The sequence below is a fragment of the Gilvimarinus sp. F26214L genome (assembly GCF_054401055.1).
Genome location: NZ_JBTIYG010000003.1, coordinates 224,718 through 249,505, shown reverse-complemented (window position 1 = coordinate 249,505; position 24,788 = coordinate 224,718). Strand labels below are relative to the sequence as shown.

Sequence of the window (24,788 nt, the reverse complement as noted above, 5' to 3'; positions counted from 1 at the left end):
TTGCTCCCGGCTGGTTTCCAAGGCGCATTTTTTGGCGCTAAATCTTCTAAAAATTATCTTGACCGGTCGAAAAACCGGAGTTATTTTTCGACCGCAGCCGGGCAGCCCCGCTGGGTCCGGCTTCGTTGTGAATATCGTGCATGAGGGTTTATCGGTATGAGCAGTGATTCTTCATTTGTTTCCGACATCGACCTGGACGACTGGGTGGACGAGGACGGTGACGATCAGGAACTGGGTATGATTCAGCAGCTGGACAGCCGGCGACTGGTCGAGAACAAACTGGATGACCTGCGATTGTTACGGGAAACCAGTGAATACGATTTCGATTTCTAGGGAGCCTTTGAACAACTCTGATACGTCTCCGGCCTGAAGCGTACAGATGCACGACGAGTTTCGCAGTGAAGACCAAGACGCTTCGCGGGGCAGGCACCGGCCGAGCCCGTTGGAAGAAGCTCGACGCTGCAGATGTGCGCTTCAGGTTTGCCCTTCGCCATCGCGGCCGCCATTGGAATCATCCCAATTTGAGTCAAGGCGGGTAGCACCTGCCTGAGCTGTTGCCCGGGAGCGCCGTATTCGTACGGCGCCCTGGCTGGCCCGGAATCCGCCGTGCCCCTTAAAAGCCCTCAGTAAACGCTTCTCAGATTTTTTGCGACCGCGTCCACGAGTGCGGTTCAAGCAACTGTGCCTTCCCTGATTTTCGACTATGCTTTACAACAGGCGGCGGGTCTTCCAAGGTCCGCCGGGAAGCGCGCCAAGCGGACGACTGGTTACCTCGCAGAGCCGCTGCGGGGCCGCCGGTAGTCCATGGGGCTTGTGTTGGTCCGTCTGTGCGGTGTTCAGGCTGGTTACAACGGCTTTCCTGTTTCCACAGCAGACCCGAGGTAACAAGAGGTAGGTATGCCAGTAAGCTCTTCAGCGTCGCCGGATGGCAGTGCGCTGACCATAGCGATCAAGGGACGTTTCGACTTCAGTGCCCACCGCGATTTTCGCGGGAGCTACGAGCATCTGACCAAGCGGCCAGCGACGATTTGCGTGGACCTGCGGGAAACCACCTACCTGGACAGTTCGGCGCTCGGCATGTTGCTGCTGCTGCGGGATTTCGCCGGCGGGGATGAGTCCGCCATCACCATCACCAACTGCAATCCGGATGTGCGAAAAATTCTCTCCATATCGAATTTCGATCAGCTCTTCACTATTCAGGAGTAAAGTACCCGCATCTTCATCGGGAGAGGGCGGCCGAAGAATAAACAATAACAGGCAGGCTGATCATGTATCAGGACGATGGCGGTTCCGGAGCCTGGATCGGTGCTGACCCTCCCGAACGGCCCCTCACCATACTCATAGCCGAAGACAGCGAAGCCGATCGCCGAATTCTCGAAGCCATCATTCGCCAGGAAGGCCACCGGGTCATCAGCGCCCGCGACGGAATGGAAGCGCTGTCCGCATTCAAGGATAACGCGCCCGACGTGGTGCTGTTGGATGCCCTCATGCCCGGGCTGGATGGCTTTGCTACGGCTCGCCGCATTCGTGAACTGGCTGGCGAGCGGTGGATTCCGGTAATCTTTCTCACATCCCTTACGGATTCCGGTTCACTGGTGCGGTGCCTGGAAGCGGGGGGAGACGATTTTCTGCAAAAACCCTATAACCAGGTTATTCTCCAGGCGAAGATCAGAGCCTTCAACCGGATGCGCGGATTGCACCACACGGTTCTCGCCCAGCGCAATCAGATCGTTCGCCAGAATCAGCACCTGTTGCAGGAGCAGATGCTTGCGAAGCAGGTATTCGACAACGTAGCCCACAGCGGCTGCCTGAATGCGCCGAACATCCGGTACCATCTTTCCCCCCGGGCGATCTTCAATGGTGACGTTCTCCTTGCGGCGCGACGACCGTCCGGCAGCATGATGGTGTTGCTGGGGGATTTCACCGGGCACGGGCTGCCGGCCGCCATCGGAGCCATGCCACTCGCCTCCACTTTCTACTCGATGGTCCACCGGGGGTTCGCGCTCGAAGATGTGCTGCGGGAAATTAATGGGAAGCTGAATTCGATTCTGCCCCTGGGCGTGTTCTGTTGCGCCAGCGTCCTGGAGATGGACTTCCGTGAACGGCGCCTTACGGTGTGGAATGGCGGCCTGCCCGAGTGCCTCATATATCGCAAGGCTTCGGGCCGCCTGGAGATGATCACCTCCCGCCATCTGCCCCTTGGCGTCGTGGGGAGTTCGCAGCTGAAGGTGGACTGCCGGCACTACGAGATGGACGTGGGGGATCGCTGCTACCTCTGGTCGGACGGCATTCACGAGTCGCGCAACAGTGCCGGCGAGATGTTTGGGGAGAAGCGCCTGCGCGCGATCTTTCGCCAGCGCCATGCTGCAAGGATCTTTCCCGGAATTCTCAGCGCGGTTCGGGCTTTTGTGGGATCGGAGGGGGCGGACGATGATCTGTCCCTGGTAGAAGTGACAATGGTGGAGCCGGAGCGGGTACAATTACCCTCGGTGTCGGACAACCCGGGGCGCTCGACCGGATTGATGGAGTGGGAACTGGATTTCGAAGTCAAGCCTTCCACTTTCAAGCATTTCGATCCCTTGCCGCTGCTGCTCGGTGTTCTGACCGAAGTTCCGGGGCTGCGTCGCCACAGCGGAAGCCTCTATACCATTCTGGCGGAACTGTACTCCAATGCTCTTGAGCATGGGGTCCTGAGACTGGACTCACGGCTCAAGCAGACGCCAGAAGGCTTCGGCGATTACTACGAACAGCGACGGCGCAGGCTCGCACAGAGCACAAAAGGCTATGTTCGCTTCCATCTCAGTCATGAAAGTTGCGAGGACGGCGGCCGGTTGACGATCCGGGTGTCGGACAGCGGTCGGGGGTTTGCCTCGACTCGCCAGCCCGATAACGGCGAGCCCTACAGTGGGCGGGGAATAGCCTTGGTTCGGAATTTGTGCGACTCCCTCCGGTTCCTGCGTGACGGACGGGAAGTGGAAGCTGTATATCGCTGGACCAGAGAGCCGGTGGCGTAGAATAGGCCGACACCAGGACCTTAAGTAGTTGATTGGGGACAACGATGAGTGAAGAAGTACACCTGGACCCGGCGACACTGGCGATGCTGCAGGAGATTCTCGGGGACAGTTTCAAGGGACTGCTGGAAACCTTCATCAAGGATGCGGACGATCGGATCTCCGGCCTCAAGGCGGGGCTGGCGGAAGCTGACGCCGATGCCGTGCGCAGCAGTGCTCACAGTCTGAAGGGCAGCAGCAGCAACCTCGGAGCCCATCCCCTGGCGGAACTCTGCCTCCAGATGGAGCAAAATGCGCGGGAGGGGCACCTGGTCGGTCTCGATGAAATACTGTCAGCCATCGAAGCGGAGTTCGAAATCGTGCGGGGCCATTTGACTGTGAAACTGACGCAGTAAGGCATTCCTGGGCGTTAAAAACGGAGCTGAACGCAAGCGAGTTGATGCTGGCTGCTGACAAGCTCCCGACATTGCACATCTCGACCCAAGCCCTACACTCACGGACACGGATGGAGGCCGCCAATGTTCAACCCCCCACTCGGCATTGAAGGAGTCGGCACTCTGGAAGACGAGCCCTGGCAGGCTGTCAGCCCCCGCTACGGGACTCAGCTGCGCATTCAGTTGCTGGCTTATGGAATTGTGCTGAGCGCCACGTCCTGGTTACTCGGCGCCGCACAGGCGCAACTGGCCTGGCTGCAGGTGCTTGCGATTGCTGTGGCGGCGCTGTTTCTGGTCCTGATCGTGATATGGGTGCCGCGCCGGGTCCGGCATACCCGGTATCTGCTACGTCGCCTTGATGTTCACCTCCGTACGGGCCTGCTGTGGCGACGGATCACCTCCGTGGCCATCAATCGCGTCCAGCATCTGGAAATCACTCAGGGCCCATTGGAGCGAAGCCTGGGCCTCAGTCGCCTGGTGGTGTACACGGCCGGCGGAGTCAAATCGGATCTGGTGCTCCCCGGTTTGCCGATGGACACAGCGCGACGGCTGAAGGTGCAGATCCTCAGTGCCTCGCAGCAGGCCGAGCGACAGGATGGCGCCGATGACCCTGACCTCTGAGTGGCGGCGGGTTTCTCCGCTGGCCATTTTCTATTTTGTATTTGACGCATTGCGCCAGGCGGTGAATCTCTGGCCGGCTCTTCTGGCGGTTCTTGCCGGGGGCGAACAGGTTCGGTCCAACTTCGTAACGTTCGGATTGCCCGGGCTGCTGGTGGTTTTTGCCGCAAGCGTCTTCCTTCACTTCTGGTTTTTCCGTTACAAGGCCGAGGGCGATCGTATTCAATTGCAGCGAGGGGTCTTCAGTCGCAATCGCCTCACTCTGTACTTCGATCGCGTGCAGCAGGCCGACATCGCCCAGCCTTTCTACTTTCGCCCTTTCGGATTGGCGACGCTCGGGCTGGAAAGTGCAGGATCGAGCCGTCAGGAGGTGGACATCCCGGGGCTCCGTTACCCGGAGGCGGAAGCCCTCAAGTCCGCCATTCTGGCCCGCCGCCAGGCCGCCGAGGTTCGCAGCGACGAGGGTTCGCAGCCGGCTGATGTTGAACCGGATTTCCAGTTGCATCTGTCCTGGCGAGAGGTCCTGCGCTACGGCCTCATGTACAACGGCCTCCTTTTTCTCGCCCCCGTAATCGCGCCCTTTACTCAACATCTGGGCCCCTCCATGCAGGACTGGTTCGCCGGTCTGGAAGGTACATTTGTTCACGGTGCTTTGGCGGAGCTGTTCAATCGCAGTCGTCTGTGGCTGGCGGTCCTTGTGGCGGGAGTGGCGGTTCTGAGCGGCTTGCTGGTCCTGTTCTTCATCTCCATGCTAATCGCACTGTTTCGCTTTTGGGATTACCGGCTGACGCGAACGGGCGATCAGTTCCAATATCGCGCGGGACTGGGGACGGTTCGCACACGCGGTTTTCGCATCCACAAACTGCAACAGGTCACCGTTACCCAGGGGCTGGTTGCACGACTGCTGCGGCGCCACACTCTGAAGATCAGCAAGGCCGGAGGCGCCGGACCGGGGCAGGAGGAACATCGCAAACACTTTCTGGTTCCGGTGCTCTCGAACACCACGCTCCGGGCGCTGGAGCAACAGCTATCCGTCCCCCGAGTGCGGTGGCGGCGTGTTCATCCAGCATACATTCTGTTGCGAGGTGGCCTGACGGCTTGCGCGTTGTCCCTTGTGCTGCTTTTGTTGCGCCCGGAGTTCATGGCGGGCGTCCCGCTGATTATCCTGGCCTGTTTTCTTCTCGCCTGGCGCTACTGGTTTGTACTTGGCTACTACCAGGACGGCCACTGGACCTCCATGAGGACCGGACTGGTGGGCAGCAGGTCCACCTGGCTTCCCGCCGGCAAGACGCAAAAGCTCTCCGTCACCGAGCCTCCGTGGCTGAAGCCCTGGAGACTGGCCAACCTTTCCGTCTGGGGTGCGGATGGGCGGGTGACCATACCCTGCGTGCCCCTGGGCGTAGCCCAGGCAATGCGCGATCAAAGCCTGTATCAGGCGGTCACATTTCGTGGGCGCTGGTTCTGATGACCAGTGGGCAGTCCGCCAAGGGGCTCACGGAGGAACAACGGTGAAGAACGGATCCACGGTACTCGAACGGACGGGCAATCCGGTGTGGGGATTCTGGGCCACCCTTGCCTGGAGTGTCCTGATCGGTGCCGTTTTCATTGCCGTGCAGACGCTGGTGGTCGGTGCATATGTCAACATCGGCGATGCCACCAAGGGATATGATGCCGCGCTCATGGACGGCGATGTTCTGTCTGCTGCCACCATCGCCTCTGCATTCGTGTGCACCGGTCTGGTGTTGCTGGCCGTGCGCTTGCGGCGAGGAGGGCGGCCAGGTTCGTATCTGGCGCTCCGCGGAGTCAGCGGAAAGTCGATACTGGTCTGGACCGGGCTGTTCATTGTTCTCCTGGTGGCCTTGGACCTGCTGACCTCCGTACTCGACCGCCCGGTAACACCCGACGTGATGCGGGAGATCTATCAGTCCACCGACAGCAAACTCCTGCTGTTCGTGGGGGTGGTGTTTGCCGCTGCGATTTTTGAGGAAATATTCTTCCGGGGATTTCTACTGGAAGGGTTGCGCCGAAGTGCGATGGGCAACTGGCCCAGCGTCATTCTGACCGCGGCCCTGTGGTCGCTGGTGCACCTGCAGTATGATGTTTATGGCATGGCCAGCATTTTCGCCATCGGGGTGTTTCTGGGTGCCGTTCGCATGGGCACTGGGTCGACCCTGCTCGCCATCGCTCTGCACGCGCTGAACAATGCGCTGGCATTTCTGTTTCTGATGCTGACCACCTGACTCGGTCGATCAGGGTCGTCGCCGGCGGTTCGTCCCTGCGCATTGCCTCCCGGTGCCGTGAAACGGCGGGAGCAGGTCTGTGGTAAACTGAGTGGTTTCCGCCAGGACATCTGGCACTTCCCAGGTTTGCAGTTGGGAGAACCATATCTTGTCCACCCGTCTCTTGATCCTTCTGCTGGGCGCACTGATCGGCTTGTCGCCCCTCGCCATTGATATGTACCTGCCCAGTATGCCCTCCATCGCGAGGGAACTGTCCGCCTCACCTGAGGCTGTGCAGTGGACGGTGAGTATCTACCTGATCTTCTTTGCCTTGCCCCAGCTCTTTTTCGGGCCACTTTCTGACGCCATGGGCCGCCGTTTCGCAATCTTTTGTGGTCTCGCGTTCTTCCTGGGCGGCTCCATCCTGTCGGCGGTGGCACCGAATATCGAGGTGCTGCTTGTTGCCCGTGCCCTGCAGGGAACCGGATCGGCAGCGATCTCTGTTACCGTCCCGGCGCTGGTAAAAGACCGGTTCAGTGGCGCGGAGTATACCCGTACTGTCGGCTTCATCATGATGGTGATGTCGGTGGCGCCGCTGGTGGCCCCGATCGTCGGTGGCCTGATTTTTTCGCTCGGTGGCTGGCGAAGCATCTTCTTGGTGCTGGTGGCCATCACGCTTCTACTGTCCGTCCTGTTTGCCCGCGCAGTGACAGAAAGTCTGCCAGGAAACAAGCGCAATGAGATGCGCTTCGGGCCGCTGCTGAGCAATTATCGCATCTTGTTTACCGACCGCCATGCTCTCGGGCTGGGGATCTGCGTGGGCTTTATGGTGGCGGGCATGATGGCCTATATCGCGGGTTCGCCTTTTGTTTTTATCGAGGTTTACGGCGTTCCGCCCGAGTACTACGGGTTCCTCTTCGGCCTCAATGTGTTCGGGATGATGTTGCTCACCTATAGCAATAATCGCCTGATTCATTTCTTCACCAACCACACGCTGCTGCGGGCAAGTGTTGTTCTGGTGGCGCTCGCCACGCTCTATTTGTTCGCAATCACCCGCATGGAGGCACCCCCTTTGTGGATGGTGGTGCTCGGGTCCGTGCTGTACGTGGCCAATCTGGGGATGCTCTCTGCGAACATTCAGGTCTTGTTGCTGAACCGTTTTTCCCATATCGCCGGAGCCACTTCCGCGATGCTGGGCTCCCTGCGTTTTGGAGTGGGTGCTTTTGGCGGTATAGGGGTCAGTCTGTTTCACGAGCACTCGAGCGCGCCGCTGACGGGCGTTATGGCAGCGTGCGGGCTCGCGGTGGTACTGAGCTATATCTTCGCGGGCCAACCACCAGTGGACCAATCGCCTGGAAACGGCGGGCAACTTGCAAACTAGCAGCCGGTGGAAAGGTCCTTTTCAACCGCAGGTTTGCGGCGCATGCCCGCTGCTGATAGCTGAAAACCGATAGCAAAGGAACTGGAACTCAGGAATGCAAATCGGCCTGATCTCTGATACCCACGGACTTCTCCGGCCGCAAGCGCTGGAGGCGCTCCGCGATTCGGACCTCATTGTTCACGCCGGTGATATCGGTCGCCTGGCTGTTATCGCAGAACTGTCGTCGATCGCGAGAACGGTAGCGATTCGGGGAAACGTCGACGAACACGGGGAAGCAGGTGAGTTTCCCGAGACGGCCACTGTTTCCATGGAAGGCCAGCGTATTTACATCCTTCACGATCTGAAAAAACTCAACATCGATCCCGTTGCAGAGGGCTTTGGTCTGGTGGTATCGGGGCATTCTCGCAAACCGGTGATTCGCAGCGAAGCGGGAGTGCTGTACGTCAACCCGGGCAGTGCCGGTCCGCGTCGGTTCAAGTTGCCGGTTTCGGTTGGGAGGGTTCGTTTACAGGGCGGGAAATTTGCTGCGCAAATCTGTGAACTGGACGTTTAAGGTCGTCTGCTTGCTGCCGAGCGAACCTTCCGGCCCGCTCCGCCGCGAGTGATTGTCAATGGACGTGCCCGTGGGCAATTTCCTCTTCGGTCGCATCGCGCACTTCGACTACATCGATATCGAAGTTCAAAGCCACGCCTGCCAGAGGGTGGTTGGCATCGATGGTGACTTCATCCCCATCAACGTCTTTGACCCGGACGCGCTGGACCTGGCCATCGGGTGCCTGGGCTTCGAAATTCATACCCACTTCCACTGAATCCACGCCCTGGAATACTGAGCGGGGCAGGGTCTGGATCAATTCAGGCATAACCTCGCCGTAGCCTTCCCCCGGCTCGATTCGCACCTTGAAGGAATCTTCGCTGGTCTTGCCCGCGAGAGCCTTTTCCAGACCGGGAATGATGTTGCCCGCTCCATGAAGATAGGCCAGGGGCTCGGAGCCTTTCGAGCTGTCCAGAACGTTGCCTTCGTCGTCGGTCAGTTCGTAATGGATGTTGACTACGGAATTGTCGCTGATTGCCTGAGACATTATCTCTCCTCTTACACTTTGGTTCAGAACGCACGCTAACATTTTGAGTGCACAATTAACACCAAAAGAGGACTCGAACGCTGATTTTATTCATGGGGATGAGGGGTCAAGCTCTCGAAGGGGAGCGGCGGGACAAACTGGACGCCGAACCCGACTGTAGGCGCGCACATGCTCATACACAACCGTCGCTATTCGGTGGCGTGTTTGCCAGCCCCGGGACCCACTGCTACTTTGTAAGGACGAGTCTTCGTCTCCGCCGAGTAGTATGTTCATGTCCAATTCCTTCGCGCTTACCCCCGTTTTCATCATCGGTCGTCGAATGTCCAAGTGGGTGGCCGCCGCCTGCCTGGCTGGAGCGCTGGGTGTGCCTGGGCTGGCGGCTGCAGAAGGCGACAAATCCAGTGAGGAGCGCCTCACGGAGGTGGTTGCTGTCTCTCTTTCCCAGGCCAAACGCCTGTATGATCTGGGAGCGGTGTTTATCGATGTAAGATCCGATGAAGAGTGGCGATTGGGACACATCAAGGGCGCTCATCATGTCAATTTCCGCCGCAACTTCGCGCGACTGAAAGACCTGGAGGGCGTGGACCGAAAAACGGCGCTGGTCTTCTATTGCTCCAGCCTGGAGTGCAAGACCGGACCGTACGCGAGTGCCGTGAGCAAGGAGTGGGGTTTCAAGAACGTCTTCTATTTCCAGGCCGGATATTTCGCCTGGATGCTCGAGGACTATCCCATCGTCATAAATGCCGACGTGACGACCTTTGCGGGAGACACGATTCAGATCCGGCGGGCTCCTCGTCAGTAAGACGTTCTACACTTTGGGCTGCGCCTGAAACTGCTGACCGCTGCAATCCGCGCTGTCCCGGCCCATCAGGTACAAATACAAGCCCATGATATCTTCCGGTGTTTTCAGGCTGCGGGGATCTTCGGCCGGATAGGCGAGGGCGCGCATCCTGGTGCGGGTGGCTCCGGGGTTGATGCTATTGAAGCGGATTCCAGTGGTTTCAGTGAGCTCCGCGGCAAAGATCTGCATGGTGTTTTCCACCGCTGCCTTGGAGACCGCGTAAGCGCCCCAGTACGCGCGTCCGTGGTAACCCACGGAAGATCCGGTGAACACCACCGATGCCTGCCCGGATTTTTCCAACAGCCCCAGTAAAGCCTTGGTCATCAGAAACGGCGCGGTAGCGTTGACTTGCAGCACTCGCTGCCAGGTCTCTTCCGGATACTGGCTCAACGGTGTGCGCGGGCCCAGCTCTCCCGCGTTATGCAGGATGCCGTCCAGCCGACCGAATTCCTTCTCAAAGGCCGCGGCCATATCCTTGTAATCGTTCTCCTGGGCCCCCGAGAAGTCGATGGGATAAATGGCAGGACGGGAGTGTCCTTCCTTCTCGATTTCATCGTACACCGCTTCGAGTTTCTTGACGGTGCGCCCAAGAAGTATGACCGTCGCGCCGTGGGCCGCGAAGGTGAGGGCGGCCGTTCGCCCGATGCCATCGCCCGCGCCAGTAACGGCGATCGTCTTTCCGCCCAGCAAATCCGCTGGAGCCGTGTAATTCAATGGATCAATGCTAGCCATGGCCACTAGATCTCGAGGTAATGGGGAATGATGTCCAGCAGTTCGTATGCTGAATGAATGAGGTGGTCCGCCTGCCAGTGGGTGGGGTCGATCCCATCGGCCACGTAGCCGTAGGCGGCGGCGACGGTGTAGCTGCCCGCGGCCTTGCCACAGTCGATGTCCCGCTGATGGTCGCCAACGTAGATAACTTCCCGGGCTTGGCAGCTCAGTTGGTCGCAGGCCAGCAGGAGGGATTCCGGATGCGGCTTGGTGTTCTCCACATCCTCGGGGCAGATCACTGTGGCCGGATCGGGATGCAAATCCAGTGCGTCCAGAATCGGCCGGGTATAGGTGTGGGACTTGTTGGTAACGATGCCCCACGGAATGCTGTGAGACTGGAGCAGTGCCAGAGTCTCGGGAATCCCTGGGAACGGTTGGGTGCTGGCCGCCAGTTGCTCTGCGTATATTTGCAACAGGCGCTGATGGAGCCGGTCAAATCCGGGAGCTGTAAATTCCAGCTCGAAGGCCATGTTCACCAGTGCCCGGGCCCCGTTGGAAACGGTGCGACGGATGATGTCGTTGGGCAGGGGCGGCAAGCCTTCTTCCTGGCGGAGCTGGTTGACCGTGGTAAAAAAATCAGGAGCGGTATCGAGCAGGGTGCCGTCCAGATCAAAAATAACTGCTTTCAATGTCATGGGTTCTGTTCTGCAAATGGATGTGTGCAAATGGTCAGCCGCTCTTGGTGGCGTGGACCATGTAATTGACGCTCACGTCCCGGGGGTTGAGCTTGTAGGCTTTTGTCAGCGGGTTATAGGTGAGCCCGGTCATGTCCACAAGCTCCAGTCCCGCTTCGCGCAGCCAGCCCGCCATCTCCGAGGGGCGGATGAACTTGGCGTAATCGTGGGTTCCGCGCGGCAGCAGCTTCAGCAGGTATTCCGCACCCAGAATCGCGAACGCGTAGGCTTTGGGGTTGCGGTTGATGGTGGAAAAATACAGGTGGGCGCCCGGCTTCGCCAGCTCCGCGCAGGCCTGCACAACCGCGGCAGGATCCGGGACGTGTTCGAGCATTTCGAGGCAGGTGACAACGTCGTAGGCGGCGGGTTTTTCGCCGGCCAGTGCTTCTGCGGTGCTCTGCCGGTAGTCGATCTCCAGGCCGCTTTCCAGGGAGTGAAGCCTGGCCACTGACAGGGGCGCCTCGCCCATGTCGATGCCGGTCACCCGCGCACCCCGGTGGGCAAGCCCTTCACAAAGCAGGCCGCCGCCGCAGCCCACGTCCACCACATCCTTCTCCGCCACGGGGGAGCGCCCGTCGATGTAGTTGCAGCGCAGTGGGTTGATCTCGTGCAGCGGCTTGAATTCGCTTTGCGGGTCCCACCAGCGGCTGGCCAGGGCTTCGAATTTGGCGATTTCTGATTGGTCGACGTTGATATTCACGCTCTTACCTCGTTGTGTCCGCACCGTGACGATCGTGTGCCGGTTCCGCTTCGATTTCCGATTAACGAAGCTGTGGTTCCGTTGATCAGGACGCGGGGCGTCGGCTCATCAATTCCTGCCACTCGCGGGCTTTTCCGCGAATCTCCATTTCGTTCAGGGTCAGCAAGCGGCGCTCCTGCAACAGTTCCTTTCCCTTCACCCATACGTGACTTACGTCGCGGCTGCAGTTTGTGTAAACCAGGTGCGACACCGGGTCGAATATGGGGCTGGCTTCCAGGGAGTCCACGCACACGGCGGTGATGTCCGCCGCCTTGCCCGCTTCCAGGCTGCCGATGTGCTGTTCCTGATTCATGGCCCGGGCGCCGTACAGGGTTGCCATGCGCAATGCTTCGTGGGCATTGAGAGCTGCGGCGTTGCCGGATACTCCCTTCGCCAGCAGGGCGGCTGTGCACATTTCTCCCATCAGATCCAGGTCGTTGTTGCTGGCGGCACCGTCCGTGCCGAGGGCCACGTTTACACCGGCTTCGAGCAGGTCATTCACCGGGCAGAACCCGCTGGCCAGTTTGAGATTGGATTCCGGACAGTGGACCACGTGGGCGCCGGTTTGGAGCAGTAGCTCCACGTCCACGGGTGCCACCTGGGTCATGTGAACGCACTGGGTCAGTGGCGTCAGCAAGCCCAGGTCTTGCAGGCGTTCGGTGGGCCGGCGGCCGCTGTTCTGGAGGGCCTGCTCCACTTCAAACGCGGTTTCATGCAGGTGGATCTGAACAGGGGCCTGTAGCTCTTCCGCCAGGACGGCCAGGCGCTGCAGGGGGCCGTCCGACACCGTATAGGGGGCATGGGGGCCAAAACCGACCGTGATCAGGTCGCTGGAGCGGAAGTCGTCGTGTACGGCCAGGGCCTTGCTGATGTACTCGTCCGGATTCCGGCCCCACACCGTGGGGAAGTCCAGTACCGGGGCTGTGACCTGGGCCCGCATGCCGGCCTGCTGAGCGGCCTGTGCGACCTGATCCGGGAAGAAGTACATGTCCGCAAAGCAGGTGGTGCCACCGCGCAGCATCTCGGCCATGGCCAGTTGGCAGCCGTCCCGGACGAAGTCGCGGCTCACCCACCGGGCCTCCGCCGGCCAGATGTGGTCTTCCAGCCAGGTGTGCAGGGGCTTGTCATCCGCATAGCCACGCAGCAAGCTCATCCCGGCGTGGCCATGGGCATTGATGAGGCCGGGAATCAGAATGTGGTTGGGCAGGTCCACCCGCTCCCGCGCCTGGTAGCGCTTCTCCGCTTCCGGAACGGGCAGAATGGCAAGGATCTGCCCCTTGTCCACCGCAATGGCGCAACCTTCCAGAACCTGGTCATTGGGAACCACCGGGACGACCCAGCGCGAGCTGATCAGCAGATCGATGTTCTGGGTGGCTGGCATTGATACTCCTGTGGGTGGTCGGGTGGCAATCCGGGGTCGCAGAGGCTGAAACGGCCCCGTACCGGGGTCATGGCCCCGGCCGGTCGTGGGCGCCGAGAGTATACCGGGATTGCTCCCTGCATGCAGCGCAACAGGGCCGCCGGAATGCCTATATGACTGATCTTGTGGTAATATTGCACGCTTACTTTCAGCGATCGCCGGCCTTTGCTTCAGCGGTACGGAAAAGGCTTCGCGCGCTGCAAACCAGAATAAGTCCCCAGTGAGGAAAGCCGCAGTCTATGGGCGATGACATAGCGAAAGAAATCCTACCGGTCAACATCGAAGACGAGCTCAAGCAGTCCTATCTCGACTACGCCATGAGCGTAATCGTCGGGCGGGCGCTGCCGGACGTGCGCGATGGCCTCAAGCCCGTGCATCGCCGTGTGCTTTTCGCCATGAGCGAGCTCAACAACGATTGGAACAAGCCTTACAAGAAATCCGCCCGGGTTGTGGGGGACGTGATCGGTAAATACCACCCGCACGGTGACTCCGCGGTATACGACGCGATCGTCCGCCTGGCCCAGCCGTTTTCCATGCGTTACATGCTGGTGGACGGCCAGGGGAACTTCGGTTCCATCGACGGCGACCGCGCGGCGGCCATGCGTTATACGGAAATCCGCATGGCCAAGCTCGCCCACGAGCTGCTGGCGGACCTGGACAAGGAAACCGTCGACTGGGTGGACAACTACGATGGCCAGGAGAAGATCCCCGACGTTCTCCCGACCCGGGTTCCCAACCTGCTGGTGAACGGCTCTTCCGGCATTGCAGTGGGCATGGCCACCAACATACCGCCTCACAACATTCGCGAAGTGGTTCGGGCCTGTATCGCGCTGATCGACAATGAAAATCTGTCGGTGGACGAGCTGATGGAGTTCGTCCCCGGACCGGACTTCCCCACCGGCGCCATTATCAATGGCCGCGCGGGGATCGTGCAGGCCTACCGCACCGGGCGCGGCCGCATCTACGTGCGCGCTAAAGCGGACGTGGAGCACGACGATAAAACCAATCGGGACGTGATCATCATTCACGAAATCCCTTACATGCTGAACAAGGCCCGGCTGATCGAACGCATCGCCGAGCTGGTCAAAGAAAAGAAAATCGAAGGCATTGCCGAGCTGCGCGATGAGTCGGACAAGGAAGGCATGCGCATCGTGATTGAAATGCGGCGCGGCGAATCCGGCGAGGTCGTGCTCAACAATCTCTACTCCCAGACCGCGCTGCAGAATGTCTTCGGCATCAATATGGTGGCTCTGGTTGACGGCCAACCGCGGACCCTGAACCTCAAGGAGCTGCTGGAATATTTCATTCTGCACCGCCGCGAGGTGGTCACCCGCCGTACCGTCTACCTGCTGCGCAAGGCGCGCGAGAGGGGCCACATTCTGGAAGGTCTGGCTATCGCCATCGCCAACATCGACCCGGTGATCGCGTTGATCAAAGCGTCAGCTTCACCGGCTGATGCCAAGGACGCATTGCTGGCCCGCGGCTGGGATCTGGCGGACGTCGGTGAATTCCTGGACCGGGCCAAAAGCGACACAGGGGACAGCGTCTGCCGGCCGGACAATCTGGAGCCTCAGTACGGCCTGCGTGACTCTGAAGGGGGACAGCAGTACTTCCTGTCGCCGGCCCAGGCCCAGTCCATCCTTGACCTGCGCCTGCATCGTCTGACCGGCATGGAACACGACAAGCTGCTGGCGGAGTACGAAGAAAAGCTGACTCAGATCGCCGAGTACATGAACATCCTTGCCAATCCCGAGCGCCTCATGGAGGTGATTCGCGAGGAACTCGACCTGATCGTCAAGGAATACGGCGACGAGCGTCGCACGCAAATCCAGGAATCCCACCTGGATCTGACCACCGAGGACCTGATTTCCGAAGAAGACCGGGTGGTGACTATTTCCCATCTCGGCTATGCGAAAACCCAGCCACTGGATGCCTACCAGGCCCAGCGGCGCGGCGGCATGGGCAAGGCGGCGACCGCTGTGAAGGACGAAGACTTCGTCGAGCACCTGCTGATCGCCAACACCCACACCACCATCCTCTGCTTCAGCAACCATGGCAAGGTTTACTGGCTCAAGGTTTACCAGATTCCCGTAGCGGGGCGGCAGAGCCGTGGCCGGCCCATGGTGAATCTGCTGCCCCTGGAAGAGGGGGAGCACATCACCTCCATTCTGCCGGTGCAGGAGTATGACGAGGACCATTTCATCTTCATGGCCACCAGCAAGGGCACGGTGAAGAAGACCTCTCTGACTCAGTTCTCCCGTCCGCGCAGCACCGGCTTGCGGGCCATCGACCTGGAGGAGGGCGATCGCCTGGTCAGCACCGCCATTACTGACGGTCAGCAGGAGATTATCCTGTTCTCCAGCGCCGGCAAAGCGGCGCGCTTCAAGGAGACGCAAGTTCGGGCCATGGGCCGGATTTCGCGCGGTGTGCGCGGTATTCGCCTGAAGGAAGGTCAGCAGGTTATTTCCATGGTCATCCCCATGGAGGGCGGCACCGTGTTATCCGTGAGCGAAAAGGGCTACGGCAAGCGCACATCCGTCGAGGAATTCTCCACCAAGGGCCGCGGTTCCCAGGGCATCATCGCCATGCAGACCACCGAGCGCAACGGCGATCTGGTGGGCGCGGTGCAGGTGCTTGAAGGCGAAGAGATCATGCTGATCTCCGATCAGGGAACCCTGGTACGCACCCGGGTGGAAGAAGTATCGATTCTCGGACGTAACACCCAGGGCGTGCGTCTGATCCGCCTGAAGGAAGGCGAACACCTTGTGGGCGTCGAGCGCATTGAGGAATCCGACGCGGAAGAGGTGGAAGAGCAGGAGCAGGAATAAATTCCTGCCCGGCCAGTGGCGGGAAGGGCCCGCATTTTTCAATAGGTCGCGCGCCCAAGGCGCGCGCCGGACTTCAGATCCGGGGCCAGAGTTTTTCGGAATGAGCAAAGACACGGAACAACAGGAAAACGAACAGTTGCGCGCCCTGCGCGAGCAGATTGACTCCATTGACAGCGAGATAGAGCGCCTGATCAGTGAGCGGGCCAAGTGCGCGCAGGACGTGGCCGCGGTCAAAAAAGCCGAGGGCGAAACCGATGTGCACTTCTATCGTCCGGAGCGCGAAGCCCGGGTGCTGCGCAAAATCATGGACAACAATCACGGTCCGCTTTCCAACGAAGAAATGGCGCGTCTGTTCCGGGAAATCATGTCCGCCTGCCTTGCGCTGGAGCATCCGGTGCGGGTCGCCTACCTCGGTCCGGAAGGAACTTTTACTCAGCAGGCTGCGCTGAAGCACTTCGGCCGGTCCGCCGTGTGTGTACCCATGGCGGCTATCGATGATGTGTTCCGCGAGGTGGAGGCGGGCGCCGTGGAGTTCGGCGTGGTGCCGGTGGAAAACTCTTCGGAGGGTGTGGTGAATCATACCCTCGATACCTTTGTTGAATCCGGGCTGAAAATCTGCGGGGAAGTGGCCTTGCGGATTCATCACCATTTGCTGGTTTCGGACATCACCAATACCAGCAATATCACCCGGATCTACTCTCACTCCCAATCCCTGGCGCAATGCCGAAAATGGCTTGATTCGCGCTACCCCAATGCAGACCGGATTCCTGTCAGCAGCAATGCAGAGGCGGCCAAGCGGGTGCGCGGCGAATGGAATGCAGCGGCCATTGCCGGGGAAATGGCCGCGGAGCTCTACGGCCTCAAAGTGCTGGCCGAAAAGATTGAAGATCAACCCGACAACGCCACCCGGTTCCTGATCATCGGGACACAGGACGTGCCGCCCAGCGGGACGGACAAAACATCGGTGATCATTTCCATGCGCAACGAGCCGGGTGCGCTCTACGATCTGCTGGAGCCGTTTCGCAATCATAAGGTGGACCTCACCAGCGTCGAATCCCGCCCCTCCAAAACCGGCAATTGGAACTACGTGTTCTTCATCGATATCGTCGGTCACCAGGACGATGCCAACGTCAAGGCGGCCCTGCTGGACGTGGGGGAGCGAGCCTCGGATCTGAAAATGCTCGGCTCCTACCCGAAGGCGGTGCTGTAAGGCCCGTCCCGGCACTCAACGCCAGCGGTATTCTCATGGAGGGGGCGATGGCCTCCCTTCATTTCCGTTCATCCCTGCCATATCCAGCGCAAAACTATGAAAATCAAAACGCTCGTTGTTATCGGATTCGGTCTAATAGGGGCAAGTGTTGCTGCGGGCCTGAAGTCAGCCAGAGCCTGTCAGCGGGTCGTGGCCATTGCGCCTTCCCAACACACTCGAGACACAGCCTTGCAACAGGGGCTGGCCGATGCAGCCTTCGACAGTCTGGCAGCGGTGGCGGACCAGCTCGGCAAGGGTGATCTCATCTGCATCGCAGTTCCCACCCTATCGGTCACCAGCGTTCTGCAACAGATTGCCGACACTGTCAGTTGCGATGTAACCATTACCGATTGCGCCAGCGTCAAAGGGCACGTGGAAAAAGCGGCGCAGCAGGTCTTCGGGCAAGTTCCTTCCCAGCTCATTCTCGGCCACCCGATTGCCGGGTCCGAAAAAAGCGGAGTGGGTGCAGCGGATTCCAGACTCTTTGTGCGCCATCGCGTAATTCTCACGCCTAGCGGCGATGCCGATGAACATCATCTGCAGCGGGTGATCAGAATGTGGAGAGCGCTGGGCGCAGAAGTGGTGGGCATGCCCGTGAAAGAGCATGACGACGTACTGGCGGCAACCAGCCATCTGCCGCACCTCATTGCCTACTCTCTGGTGGATACTCTTGCTCATGATACGGAGAACGAGAACATCTTCCGCTATGCGGCCGGAGGCTTCCGGGACTTTACCCGCATCGCCTCCAGCGATCCGACCATGTGGCACGATATCGTTCTGGCGAATCGCGACAGCGTTCTTCGCGCGCTGGACTTGTTTGGCAACAATCTCGCACAGTTGCGTGACGCAATCGACCGGGACGACGGTGATTACCTGATGGGTGTATTTACCCGCGCCAAAGCTGCGCGGGACCATTTCAGCTCTCGCGTAGCGAGAAAGTCTTATACGGAAAGCAGTAACCATATGGCCAGAGAAAGCCTCCAATACAGGGTTCAACCGGGGGGGACGATTACCGGTTCCCTGCGGGTTCCCGGCGACAAATCCATTTCCCACCGTTCCATCATGCTGGGTTCCATTGCCGAAGGCATAACCCACATTGAAGGCTTCCTTGAAGGGGAGGACGCACTGGCCACCCTCCAGGCATTCCGCGATATGGGGGTAGTGATCGAAGGCCCAAACCAGGGCAGCGTGGTGGTGCATGGAGTGGGCATGCACGGCCTGCAGGCGCCGCCGGGACCGCTGTATCTGGGCAACTCCGGTACCTCCATGAGGCTGCTTGCCGGTTTGCTGGCAGGGCAGGTGTTCGACACCGAGATGAGTGGGGATGGGTCTCTTTCCAAACGGCCCATGAACCGGGTTGCGGACCCTTTGCGCACCATGGGGGCAAAAATTGACACGGAGGCACGTGGCCTCCCGCCGCTGCGCATTAGCGGCGGGCAGAATCTCCACGGCATTCACTACGACATGCCCATGGCCAGCGCTCAGGTGAAATCCTGTCTGCTTCTGGCGGGTCTCTACGCCGAGGGCGAAACAACGGTGGTGGAGCCGGGGGTGACCCGCGATCATACGGAACGCATGCTAAAGGGCTTTGGCTATCCCGTGAACTGCGATGGTGCGCGGGTCAGCCTCGAGGGCGGCGGCACCTTGAAGGCCTGCGACATCGAAGTGCCGGGGGATATTTCCTCTGCTGCCTTCTTCATGGTGGCGGCCGCCATCGCCCCGGGCTCCGATCTCACACTGACCCATGTGGGCATCAATCCCACCCGCACGGGGATTTTGAACATTCTGCGCTTGATGGGCGCGGATATCGGGTTTGCCAACAAACGGGAAGTCGGGGGCGAACCGGTCGCCGACATCCGCATTCGCTACGCACCCCTGCACGGAATCGATATTCCCCCGGAACTGGTACCACTTGCCATCGACGAATTCCCCGCCCTGTTCGTGGCCGCGGCCTGCGCCGAAGGGACTACGCGCCTGACCGGCGCGGAAGAGCTGCGGGTCAAGGAAAGTGACCGGATTCAGGTGATGGCGGAAGGGCTGCAGACCTTGGGCGTTGATGCAGAGCCCACACCCGACGGCATGATCATCAAAGGCGGTCCGATGGGCGGCGGTATTGTGGAGAGCCACGACGACCACCGGATCGCAATGTCGTTTGTGGTGGCGGGGCTGCGGGCTTCCCAGCCCATTCACATCAGGAACTGCGCCAATGTGGCCACTTCATTTCCCGGGTTCGTGGAACTGGCGAAAGCTGCCGGAATAAGCATAGAAACAAACGCTACTTAATTGCGCCATCCGGATTCCCTATAATCCGTGCACCGGCACGAGTTTTGCCGGTGCACGTGACACTGTTGACGTTGAGCACGAAGTCCGGGCCTGCCCCGAAGCCATGTCGACCCGAAGCTCAAACCGACGCGTCCCTGCCGAACCAATGGAGTCCCAATACCGCATATGTCCGATTCTTACACACTGACTCACCTGAAGCAGCTGGAGGCGGAAAGCATCCACATCATCCGGGAGGTCGCTGCAGAATTCGACAATCCGGTCATGCTGTATTCCATCGGCAAGGATTCGGCGGTGATGATGCACCTGGCCATGAAGGCCTTCCACCCAGGCAAGCCGCCCTTTCCCCTGATGCATGTGGATACCACCTGGAAATTTCGCGAGATGATCGAATTTCGGGATCAGCGCGTGAAGGATCTCGGCTGGGACCTGATCGTCCACATCAACGAGGAAGGGGTGAAAATGGGTGTGAATCCGTTCACCCATGGCAGCGCGAAGCACACGGACATCATGAAGACCGAGTCTCTCAAGCAGGCGCTCAACAAATACAATTTCGACGCCGCGTTCGGCGGCGCCCGCCGGGACGAGGAGAAGTCCCGGGCCAAGGAGCGGGTTTACTCGTTCCGCGACAGAAATCACCGCTGGGACCCGAAGAATCAGCGGCCGGAGCTCTGGAATATTTACAACAGCAAGGTGGATAAGGGTGAGAGCATTCGCGTTTTCCCGCTTTCCAACTGGACCGAACTGGATATCTGGCAGTACATCCATCTGGAAAACATTCCCATTGTGCCCCTCTATTTTGCGGCAGTGCGCCCGGTGGTGGAACGGGATGGCGTTCTGATCAAGGTGGACGACGACCGCATGCCCCTGGAGCCGGGTGAGCGAGTGATGGAAAAGATGGTTCGCTTCCGCACCCTGGGCTGCTACCCGCTGACGGGCGCCGTGGAATCGACTGCCACGACGCTTCCGGAGATCATCCAGGAGATGCTTCTGACCAAAACCTCCGAACGCCAGGGCCGGGTCATCGATCATGACAGTTCCGGGTCCATGGAGAAGAAGAAGCAGGAAGGATATTTCTGATCAACTGGCCGGGAAGGCGGAACGCAAACTACTGAACAAATCAACGAGTCGACAGGCTCGGAGCGGAGTTTTATATGTCGCATCAGTCGGATCTGATCGAACAGGACATCGAGGCCTATCTGAAGCAGCACGAGCATAAGGAGCTGTTACGCTTTTTGACCTGCGGCAGCGTGGACGATGGTAAAAGCACTCTCATCGGACGTCTGCTCCACGATTCCAAGATGATTTACGAGGATCAACTGGAGGCGGTACGTTCTGACTCCACCCGCCATGGCACCACGGGTGAGAAGATGGACCTGGCGCTGTTGGTGGATGGACTGCAGGCGGAACGGGAGCAGGGCATCACGATCGATGTGGCCTATCGTTACTTTTCAACCGCTCGGCGCAAATTCATCATTGCCGATACTCCCGGGCACGAACAATATACGCGCAATATGGCCACCGGTGCGTCCACCTGTGATCTCGCCGTGATTCTCATCGATGCACGCCACGGGGTCATGACCCAGACCCGTCGCCACAGTTATATCGCATCACTGCTGGGTATCCGTCACGTCATCGTAGCCATCAACAAGATGGACCTGATGGAGTTTTCCGAGGACGTGTTCGAGAAGATCAAATCCGATTATCTGACGTTCTCCGAGGGCCTGGATCTGGGGGATGTGCGCTTTGTGCCTATCTCCGCGCTGGACGGCGACAATGTCGTGACACCCAGCGCCAAAACGCCCTGGTACACAGGCCAGTCCCTGATGGATATCCTGGAGACCGTGGAAATCGCCGGGGACAAAAACACCGAGGATTTCCGCTTCCCGGTGCAGTATGTCAATCGTCCCAATCTGGATTTCCGCGGCTTTTGCGGGACCGTCGGTTCCGGAGTGGTTCAGGTGGGGGACGCGATCCGTGTCCTCCCTTCGGACAAGAGCAGTCGCGTGAAATCCATTATCACCTACGATGGTGAGCCAGAGCAGGCATTCGTGGGGCAGGCCATCACATTGACACTGGAAGACGAGATCGACATCAGCCGCGGCGATATGGTGGTCCATGCGGACGACCACACTGTGCAGCAAAGCAATCACCTGAGAGCCCACCTGGTGTGGATGTCCGAGCAGGCACTCCAGCCCGGGCGTCAGTATGGCTTCAAGTTCGCCACCAAATATACCACGGGTGCAGTCAGCAACATCCAGTACAGGGTGGACGTCAACACACAGGCGCACAGCGAGGTGGACAGCCTCCAGCTCAACGACATCGGGCTGGTGTCACTCGCTTTGAGTCAGCATGTGGCGGTGGACCCCTATCAGAGCAATCGCACCACCGGGGCGTTTATCGTCATCGACCGCCTCACCAACATCACCGTCGGTGCGGGAATGGTGACCGAGGCCCTGAGCGACCAGGCCGGCTTCGCCGCGGATCCGGCGACCATCTCACCTTTCGAGTTGGAACTGAACGCCCTGATTCGCAAGCATTTCCCTCACTGGCAGGCCGTTGACCTGGCGGAGCTCCTGGCCAAGAAAGAAAAATAAAACCTGCAAACAGAAACGCCGCGACATGCGCGGCGTTTGTCAGCAGACTGAGGAGGACTCGTTCAGGCGAGTTTCTGCTCCGCGAGCAAGGGCGGAACCGGACAATCCAGACTGTCGGCAATTGCGCGGAACAGTTCCGCTTCGGTCACCGTGACCTGGGCATCGTATTCGATACAGGCTGCGATGGCTTTCAGAAGTGCCGGCTTCTGCAGTGGTTTCAAGCCGCGCAGGCGCGCCAGGGCGCGGTCCAGATCGGGTAGGTGAATGGCGTCCCGGTTCAGGAAAAAGCGCGAGCTTAATCCCAGTTGGCTGAATCCCTGCTGATAGGCACTCTCCGCTTGGCTGCGGTTCGGGTGGCCGCTGTGGGCCACCATGGACAGAACCAGCTGGCACTCATCCGAAAGTTCCTTGAGGCTGGAATTCTGCTCTTTGGTCTCGGACGGCTCCAGGTTGTGCATGACGATGCGGTAGAGCGACCATTCGAACAGCTCTACTTTTTCGTCCGCCCTGATCAGCGACTGCAGGTTCCGCTTGAATACCTCCTGCTGAGGAGTCGACATTGCCTTGAGCGCAGGTATGCACAACTCCAGCAGTGGCAGATGCTGAGCGCGGGCCAGTTCGCCCACCCGCGTATACACCTTCCCGGTGAACTGGTAGGTCACCGGATGCGCCTGCTGCTGCAGTTGTTGCCATTGCCGTTCCAGTATCGCGGAATCGCTGCGCTGCATGAGCAGAGAGTAAACCACGGCACGTGCCGAAAACGGATCATGGGCCGCATCCCGAAGCTCCGGGTCGATCCCCTCGATCAGATTGTGGGCGTGCTCCACGTGTTCGGGTCCGGGCTGGCCGATGGACTCCACCGCCGATAGTGGGGCCGCGGCTGCCAGGCCCGATACAGCCTCCTGCCGGGGCCTTTCCGCCCCCGGGGCATTCGTCTGTTGTGCCGTCCCTTCTACCGCGGGGAAACGTCCATCCCAACGCGGCTCGATTCGGGAAATGCGCTCCTGCAAAGGCGGGTGCGTGGCCATGAGTGCACTGAATCCGGCCTTCACTCCCTGCCCGAAATACATATGACTGAATTCGGCGGCCCGCGGCGACTGCAACATGGACCCCTGAGCGTAGCCGCCGATCTTCTTCAGCGCACCGGCGATACCGTCCGGATTGCGAGTGAACTGGACTGCGGAAGCGTCGGCCAGAAACTCCCGCTGACGGCTCACGGCTGCCTTGATCAGGTTGCCGAAAAATGTGCCCGCATAGCCGATGATCATCAGGCCCAGCCCCATGGCCAGCATTGGCAGAGCATTGTTGCCGCGTCGGCGCGAGGAGGAGTAAGCGCCCACGTGGGCCGTCCGCAACAGGAAGTAGCCAATCAGCCCCAGTAGCAGGATGCCGTGCAGAATGCCCACCAGGCGAATGTTCAGGCGCATATCCCCGTGAAGGATATGGCTGAATTCATGGGCAATGACCCCTTGAAGCTCCTCCCGACTGAGGATCCGGATACTGCCCCGGGTGATGCCGATCACCGCATCCTGGGGCTGGAACCCGGCCGCGAAGGCATTAATGCTCTCGTCCTCGATGACGTAAACGGGCGGCACGGGCGTCCCTGAGGCGATGGCCATTTCCTCCACCACATTCAGAATCTTGCGCTCGTCCGCGTTTCGCGTATCCAGGTTGATCAGCCGACCGCCCATGGCCTCGGCTACCGTGCGCCCGCCGCTGCTCAACTGCATCAACTTGAAAGCGCTACCCAGGGCAACAACGATCCCAACACCCAGAGCCACATAGCCCACAATCTCCCAGCTGAGGGTCTGGAAGGCGGCGCCCACCACATTGCCGCCCATCTGTTGGGGATCATTGCTGTACTCGAAGTAGTAAAGGACCACCGCAAGCAGCACCGTCGTCACGGCAATCAGGCTCAGAACTGCGGCCAGCATCAACAGCACCAGCCGCCGCGTGTTGCGGCGGGCGATATCCTGATGTTCGAAGAAGTTCATGGTTTAGAAGGAAACCGTCGGGGCCGCCTGAATCTGTTCGCTGTCCGCAAACTCGAGCAAGCCTGCATCGGTTCCATGGCCGAAGGTGGAGGCCAGAAGTACCGGCGGGAAGGACTGGCGGTAGGTGTTGTACTCCATCACGGAGTCGTTATAAGCCTGCCGCGAGAACGCCACCTTGTTTTCGGTGCTGGTCAGCTCCTCGGACAATTGCATCATGTTCTGATTTGCCTTCAGATCCGGATAGGCCTCCATCACCACGTTGAGGCGCCCCAGGGCCCCCGTCAACATTCCTTCCGCACCACCGAGCTGCTCCATTGCCGCCTTGCTTCCGGGCGCTGCCGCTGCGGCTTCCAGGCCCTTGGCCGCTACATTCCGGGCGCTGATCACCGCATCTAGTGTCTCCCGCTCATGGGCCATGTAGCCCTTGGCCGTCTCAACCAGATTGGGAATCAGATCGTGCCGGCGCTTTAGCTGGACTTCGATCTGGGCGAAGGCATTCTGGTACCGGTTCTTCAGGCTGACGAGCCTGTTATAGATCCCGATGCCGTAGAAAACCAGTACCGCAACAATGACAATGATTATGATCGCTGTGATGCTCATGGTGCGCCTCGCTGTTTGGTCTGTTCCTCAGGGATGCCCCGATACTAACACTG

22 protein-coding genes are annotated in these 24,788 nt (G+C 59.7%); 15 read left to right on the top strand and 7 right to left on the bottom strand.

All coding sequences use genetic code 11. The features are described from left to right. The first annotated feature begins 156 nt into the window (after positions 1-156). The 9 genes from ACURWW_RS05055 to ACURWW_RS05015 all read left to right on the top strand — a co-directional run bounded on the left by ACURWW_RS05055 (position 157) and on the right by ACURWW_RS05015 (position 8,216). On the top strand, positions 157-333 hold the full coding sequence (locus tag ACURWW_RS05055) for a hypothetical protein (RefSeq protein ID WP_445616603.1): 177 nt from the start codon (positions 157-159) through the stop codon (positions 331-333). Positions 334-897: 564 nt separating this feature from the next. Further along, a complete protein-coding gene (locus ACURWW_RS05050; RefSeq protein WP_445616604.1) occupies positions 898-1,206 on the top strand; it encodes an STAS domain-containing protein in 309 nt (102 codons plus the stop codon). A gap of 62 nt (positions 1,207-1,268) precedes the next feature. Further along, the gene (locus tag ACURWW_RS05045) at positions 1,269-3,014 is read left to right on the top strand and encodes a SpoIIE family protein phosphatase (RefSeq protein WP_445616606.1); all 1,746 of its coding nucleotides are present in this window, start codon (positions 1,269-1,271) and stop codon (positions 3,012-3,014) included. A gap of 44 nt (positions 3,015-3,058) precedes the next feature. After that, on the top strand, positions 3,059-3,406 hold the full coding sequence (locus ACURWW_RS05040; RefSeq protein WP_445616607.1) for an Hpt domain-containing protein: 348 nt from the start codon (positions 3,059-3,061) through the stop codon (positions 3,404-3,406). A gap of 123 nt (positions 3,407-3,529) precedes the next feature. Then, entirely contained in the window at positions 3,530-4,066 is a 537-nt protein-coding gene (locus ACURWW_RS05035; RefSeq protein WP_445616608.1) for a PH domain-containing protein, read from the top strand. Next, entirely contained in the window at positions 4,050-5,528 is a 1,479-nt protein-coding gene (locus ACURWW_RS05030) for a PH domain-containing protein (RefSeq protein WP_445616609.1), read from the top strand. The genes ACURWW_RS05035 and ACURWW_RS05030 overlap by 17 nt, the downstream gene beginning before the upstream one ends. 43 nt (positions 5,529-5,571) lie before the next feature. After that, on the top strand, positions 5,572-6,303 hold the full coding sequence (locus ACURWW_RS05025) for a lysostaphin resistance A-like protein (protein ID WP_445616610.1): 732 nt from the start codon (positions 5,572-5,574) through the stop codon (positions 6,301-6,303). A 148-nt stretch (positions 6,304-6,451) separates the two neighbouring features. Further along, a complete protein-coding gene (locus ACURWW_RS05020; protein WP_445616611.1) occupies positions 6,452-7,663 on the top strand; it encodes a Bcr/CflA family multidrug efflux MFS transporter in 1,212 nt (403 codons plus the stop codon). Positions 7,664-7,757: 94 nt separating this feature from the next. Continuing rightward, positions 7,758-8,216, top strand: a complete 459-nt coding sequence (locus ACURWW_RS05015) for a metallophosphoesterase family protein (protein WP_445616612.1) — start codon at positions 7,758-7,760, stop codon at positions 8,214-8,216. Between the two features lie 55 nt (positions 8,217-8,271). Here the strand turns inward: ACURWW_RS05015 and ACURWW_RS05010 are convergent, their stop codons facing one another. Further along, on the bottom strand, positions 8,272-8,742 hold the full coding sequence (locus tag ACURWW_RS05010; protein WP_445616613.1) for an FKBP-type peptidyl-prolyl cis-trans isomerase: 471 nt from the start codon (positions 8,740-8,742) through the stop codon (positions 8,272-8,274). A 271-nt stretch (positions 8,743-9,013) separates the two neighbouring features. Here ACURWW_RS05010 and ACURWW_RS05005 point away from each other — a divergent pair, with 271 nt between their 5' ends. Then, positions 9,014-9,544, top strand: a complete 531-nt coding sequence (locus ACURWW_RS05005) for a rhodanese-like domain-containing protein (RefSeq protein WP_445616614.1) — start codon at positions 9,014-9,016, stop codon at positions 9,542-9,544. Positions 9,545-9,550: 6 nt separating this feature from the next. Here ACURWW_RS05005 and ACURWW_RS05000 read toward each other — a convergent pair whose 3' ends face one another. The 4 genes from ACURWW_RS05000 to ACURWW_RS04985 all read right to left on the bottom strand — a co-directional run bounded on the left by ACURWW_RS05000 (position 9,551) and on the right by ACURWW_RS04985 (position 13,148). After that, positions 9,551-10,315, bottom strand: coding sequence for a YciK family oxidoreductase (locus tag ACURWW_RS05000; protein WP_445616615.1), 765 nt, complete (start codon positions 10,313-10,315; stop codon positions 9,551-9,553). Positions 10,316-10,320: 5 nt separating this feature from the next. Then, entirely contained in the window at positions 10,321-10,989 is a 669-nt protein-coding gene (locus ACURWW_RS04995; protein ID WP_445616616.1) for an HAD family hydrolase, read from the bottom strand. A 34-nt stretch (positions 10,990-11,023) separates the two neighbouring features. Then, entirely contained in the window at positions 11,024-11,728 is a 705-nt protein-coding gene (gene ubiG / locus ACURWW_RS04990) for a bifunctional 2-polyprenyl-6-hydroxyphenol methylase/3-demethylubiquinol 3-O-methyltransferase UbiG (protein WP_445616617.1), read from the bottom strand. A gap of 85 nt (positions 11,729-11,813) precedes the next feature. Further along, on the bottom strand, positions 11,814-13,148 hold the full coding sequence (locus ACURWW_RS04985; RefSeq protein ID WP_445616618.1) for a TRZ/ATZ family hydrolase: 1,335 nt from the start codon (positions 13,146-13,148) through the stop codon (positions 11,814-11,816). 278 nt (positions 13,149-13,426) lie between these two features. Here ACURWW_RS04985 and gyrA point away from each other — a divergent pair, with 278 nt between their 5' ends. From gyrA to cysN, 5 genes are all read left to right on the top strand, one after another. Beyond that, on the top strand, positions 13,427-16,015 hold the full coding sequence (gyrA, locus tag ACURWW_RS04980) for a DNA gyrase subunit A (RefSeq protein ID WP_445616619.1): 2,589 nt from the start codon (positions 13,427-13,429) through the stop codon (positions 16,013-16,015). 100 nt (positions 16,016-16,115) lie between these two features. Continuing rightward, the gene (gene pheA / locus ACURWW_RS04975) at positions 16,116-17,225 is read left to right on the top strand and encodes a prephenate dehydratase (RefSeq protein ID WP_445616620.1); all 1,110 of its coding nucleotides are present in this window, start codon (positions 16,116-16,118) and stop codon (positions 17,223-17,225) included. Positions 17,226-17,321: 96 nt separating this feature from the next. Then, positions 17,322-19,547: a bifunctional prephenate dehydrogenase/3-phosphoshikimate 1-carboxyvinyltransferase gene (locus ACURWW_RS04970; RefSeq protein ID WP_445616621.1), complete on the top strand. Its 2,226-nt coding sequence runs from the start codon at positions 17,322-17,324 to the stop codon at positions 19,545-19,547. Between the two features lie 165 nt (positions 19,548-19,712). Next, positions 19,713-20,624, top strand: coding sequence for a sulfate adenylyltransferase subunit CysD (gene cysD, locus ACURWW_RS04965; RefSeq protein ID WP_445616622.1), 912 nt, complete (start codon positions 19,713-19,715; stop codon positions 20,622-20,624). Between the two features lie 74 nt (positions 20,625-20,698). Further along, positions 20,699-22,141, top strand: a complete 1,443-nt coding sequence (cysN, locus tag ACURWW_RS04960; protein ID WP_445616623.1) for a sulfate adenylyltransferase subunit CysN — start codon at positions 20,699-20,701, stop codon at positions 22,139-22,141. A gap of 62 nt (positions 22,142-22,203) precedes the next feature. On the opposite strand, the gene ACURWW_RS04955 is transcribed toward cysN, so the two are convergent. Together ACURWW_RS04955 and ACURWW_RS04950 are read right to left on the bottom strand one after the other, a co-directional pair. Further along, positions 22,204-24,135 (bottom strand): M48 family metallopeptidase, encoded by a 1,932-nt coding sequence (locus tag ACURWW_RS04955; RefSeq protein WP_445616624.1) that lies wholly within the window; start codon positions 24,133-24,135, stop codon positions 22,204-22,206. A gap of 3 nt (positions 24,136-24,138) precedes the next feature. Beyond that, positions 24,139-24,735, bottom strand: a complete 597-nt coding sequence (locus ACURWW_RS04950; protein WP_445616625.1) for a LemA family protein — start codon at positions 24,733-24,735, stop codon at positions 24,139-24,141. Between the last annotated feature and the right edge of the window lie 53 nt (positions 24,736-24,788).

Coding starts and splice junctions, on each gene's coding strand:
- ACURWW_RS05055 (WP_445616603.1), top strand. CDS start 157: ATGAGCAGTGATTCTTCATTTGTTTCCGACATCGACCTGGACGACTGG.
- ACURWW_RS05050 (WP_445616604.1), top strand. CDS start 898: ATGCCAGTAAGCTCTTCAGCGTCGCCGGATGGCAGTGCGCTGACCATA.
- ACURWW_RS05045 (WP_445616606.1), top strand. CDS start 1,269: ATGTATCAGGACGATGGCGGTTCCGGAGCCTGGATCGGTGCTGACCCT.
- ACURWW_RS05040 (WP_445616607.1), top strand. CDS start 3,059: ATGAGTGAAGAAGTACACCTGGACCCGGCGACACTGGCGATGCTGCAG.
- ACURWW_RS05035 (WP_445616608.1), top strand. CDS start 3,530: ATGTTCAACCCCCCACTCGGCATTGAAGGAGTCGGCACTCTGGAAGAC.
- ACURWW_RS05030 (WP_445616609.1), top strand. CDS start 4,050: ATGACCCTGACCTCTGAGTGGCGGCGGGTTTCTCCGCTGGCCATTTTC.
- ACURWW_RS05015 (WP_445616612.1), top strand. CDS start 7,758: ATGCAAATCGGCCTGATCTCTGATACCCACGGACTTCTCCGGCCGCAA.
- ACURWW_RS05010 (WP_445616613.1), bottom strand. CDS start 8,742: ATGTCTCAGGCAATCAGCGACAATTCCGTAGTCAACATCCATTACGAA.
- ACURWW_RS05005 (WP_445616614.1), top strand. CDS start 9,014: ATGTCCAATTCCTTCGCGCTTACCCCCGTTTTCATCATCGGTCGTCGA.
- ACURWW_RS05000 (WP_445616615.1), bottom strand. CDS start 10,315: ATGGCTAGCATTGATCCATTGAATTACACGGCTCCAGCGGATTTGCTG.
- ACURWW_RS04995 (WP_445616616.1), bottom strand. CDS start 10,989: ATGACATTGAAAGCAGTTATTTTTGATCTGGACGGCACCCTGCTCGAT.
- ACURWW_RS04985 (WP_445616618.1), bottom strand. CDS start 13,148: ATGCCAGCCACCCAGAACATCGATCTGCTGATCAGCTCGCGCTGGGTC.
- gyrA (WP_445616619.1), top strand. CDS start 13,427: ATGGGCGATGACATAGCGAAAGAAATCCTACCGGTCAACATCGAAGAC.
- pheA (WP_445616620.1), top strand. CDS start 16,116: ATGAGCAAAGACACGGAACAACAGGAAAACGAACAGTTGCGCGCCCTG.
- ACURWW_RS04970 (WP_445616621.1), top strand. CDS start 17,322: ATGAAAATCAAAACGCTCGTTGTTATCGGATTCGGTCTAATAGGGGCA.
- cysD (WP_445616622.1), top strand. CDS start 19,713: ATGTCCGATTCTTACACACTGACTCACCTGAAGCAGCTGGAGGCGGAA.
- cysN (WP_445616623.1), top strand. CDS start 20,699: ATGTCGCATCAGTCGGATCTGATCGAACAGGACATCGAGGCCTATCTG.
- ACURWW_RS04955 (WP_445616624.1), bottom strand. CDS start 24,135: ATGAACTTCTTCGAACATCAGGATATCGCCCGCCGCAACACGCGGCGG.
- ACURWW_RS04950 (WP_445616625.1), bottom strand. CDS start 24,735: ATGAGCATCACAGCGATCATAATCATTGTCATTGTTGCGGTACTGGTT.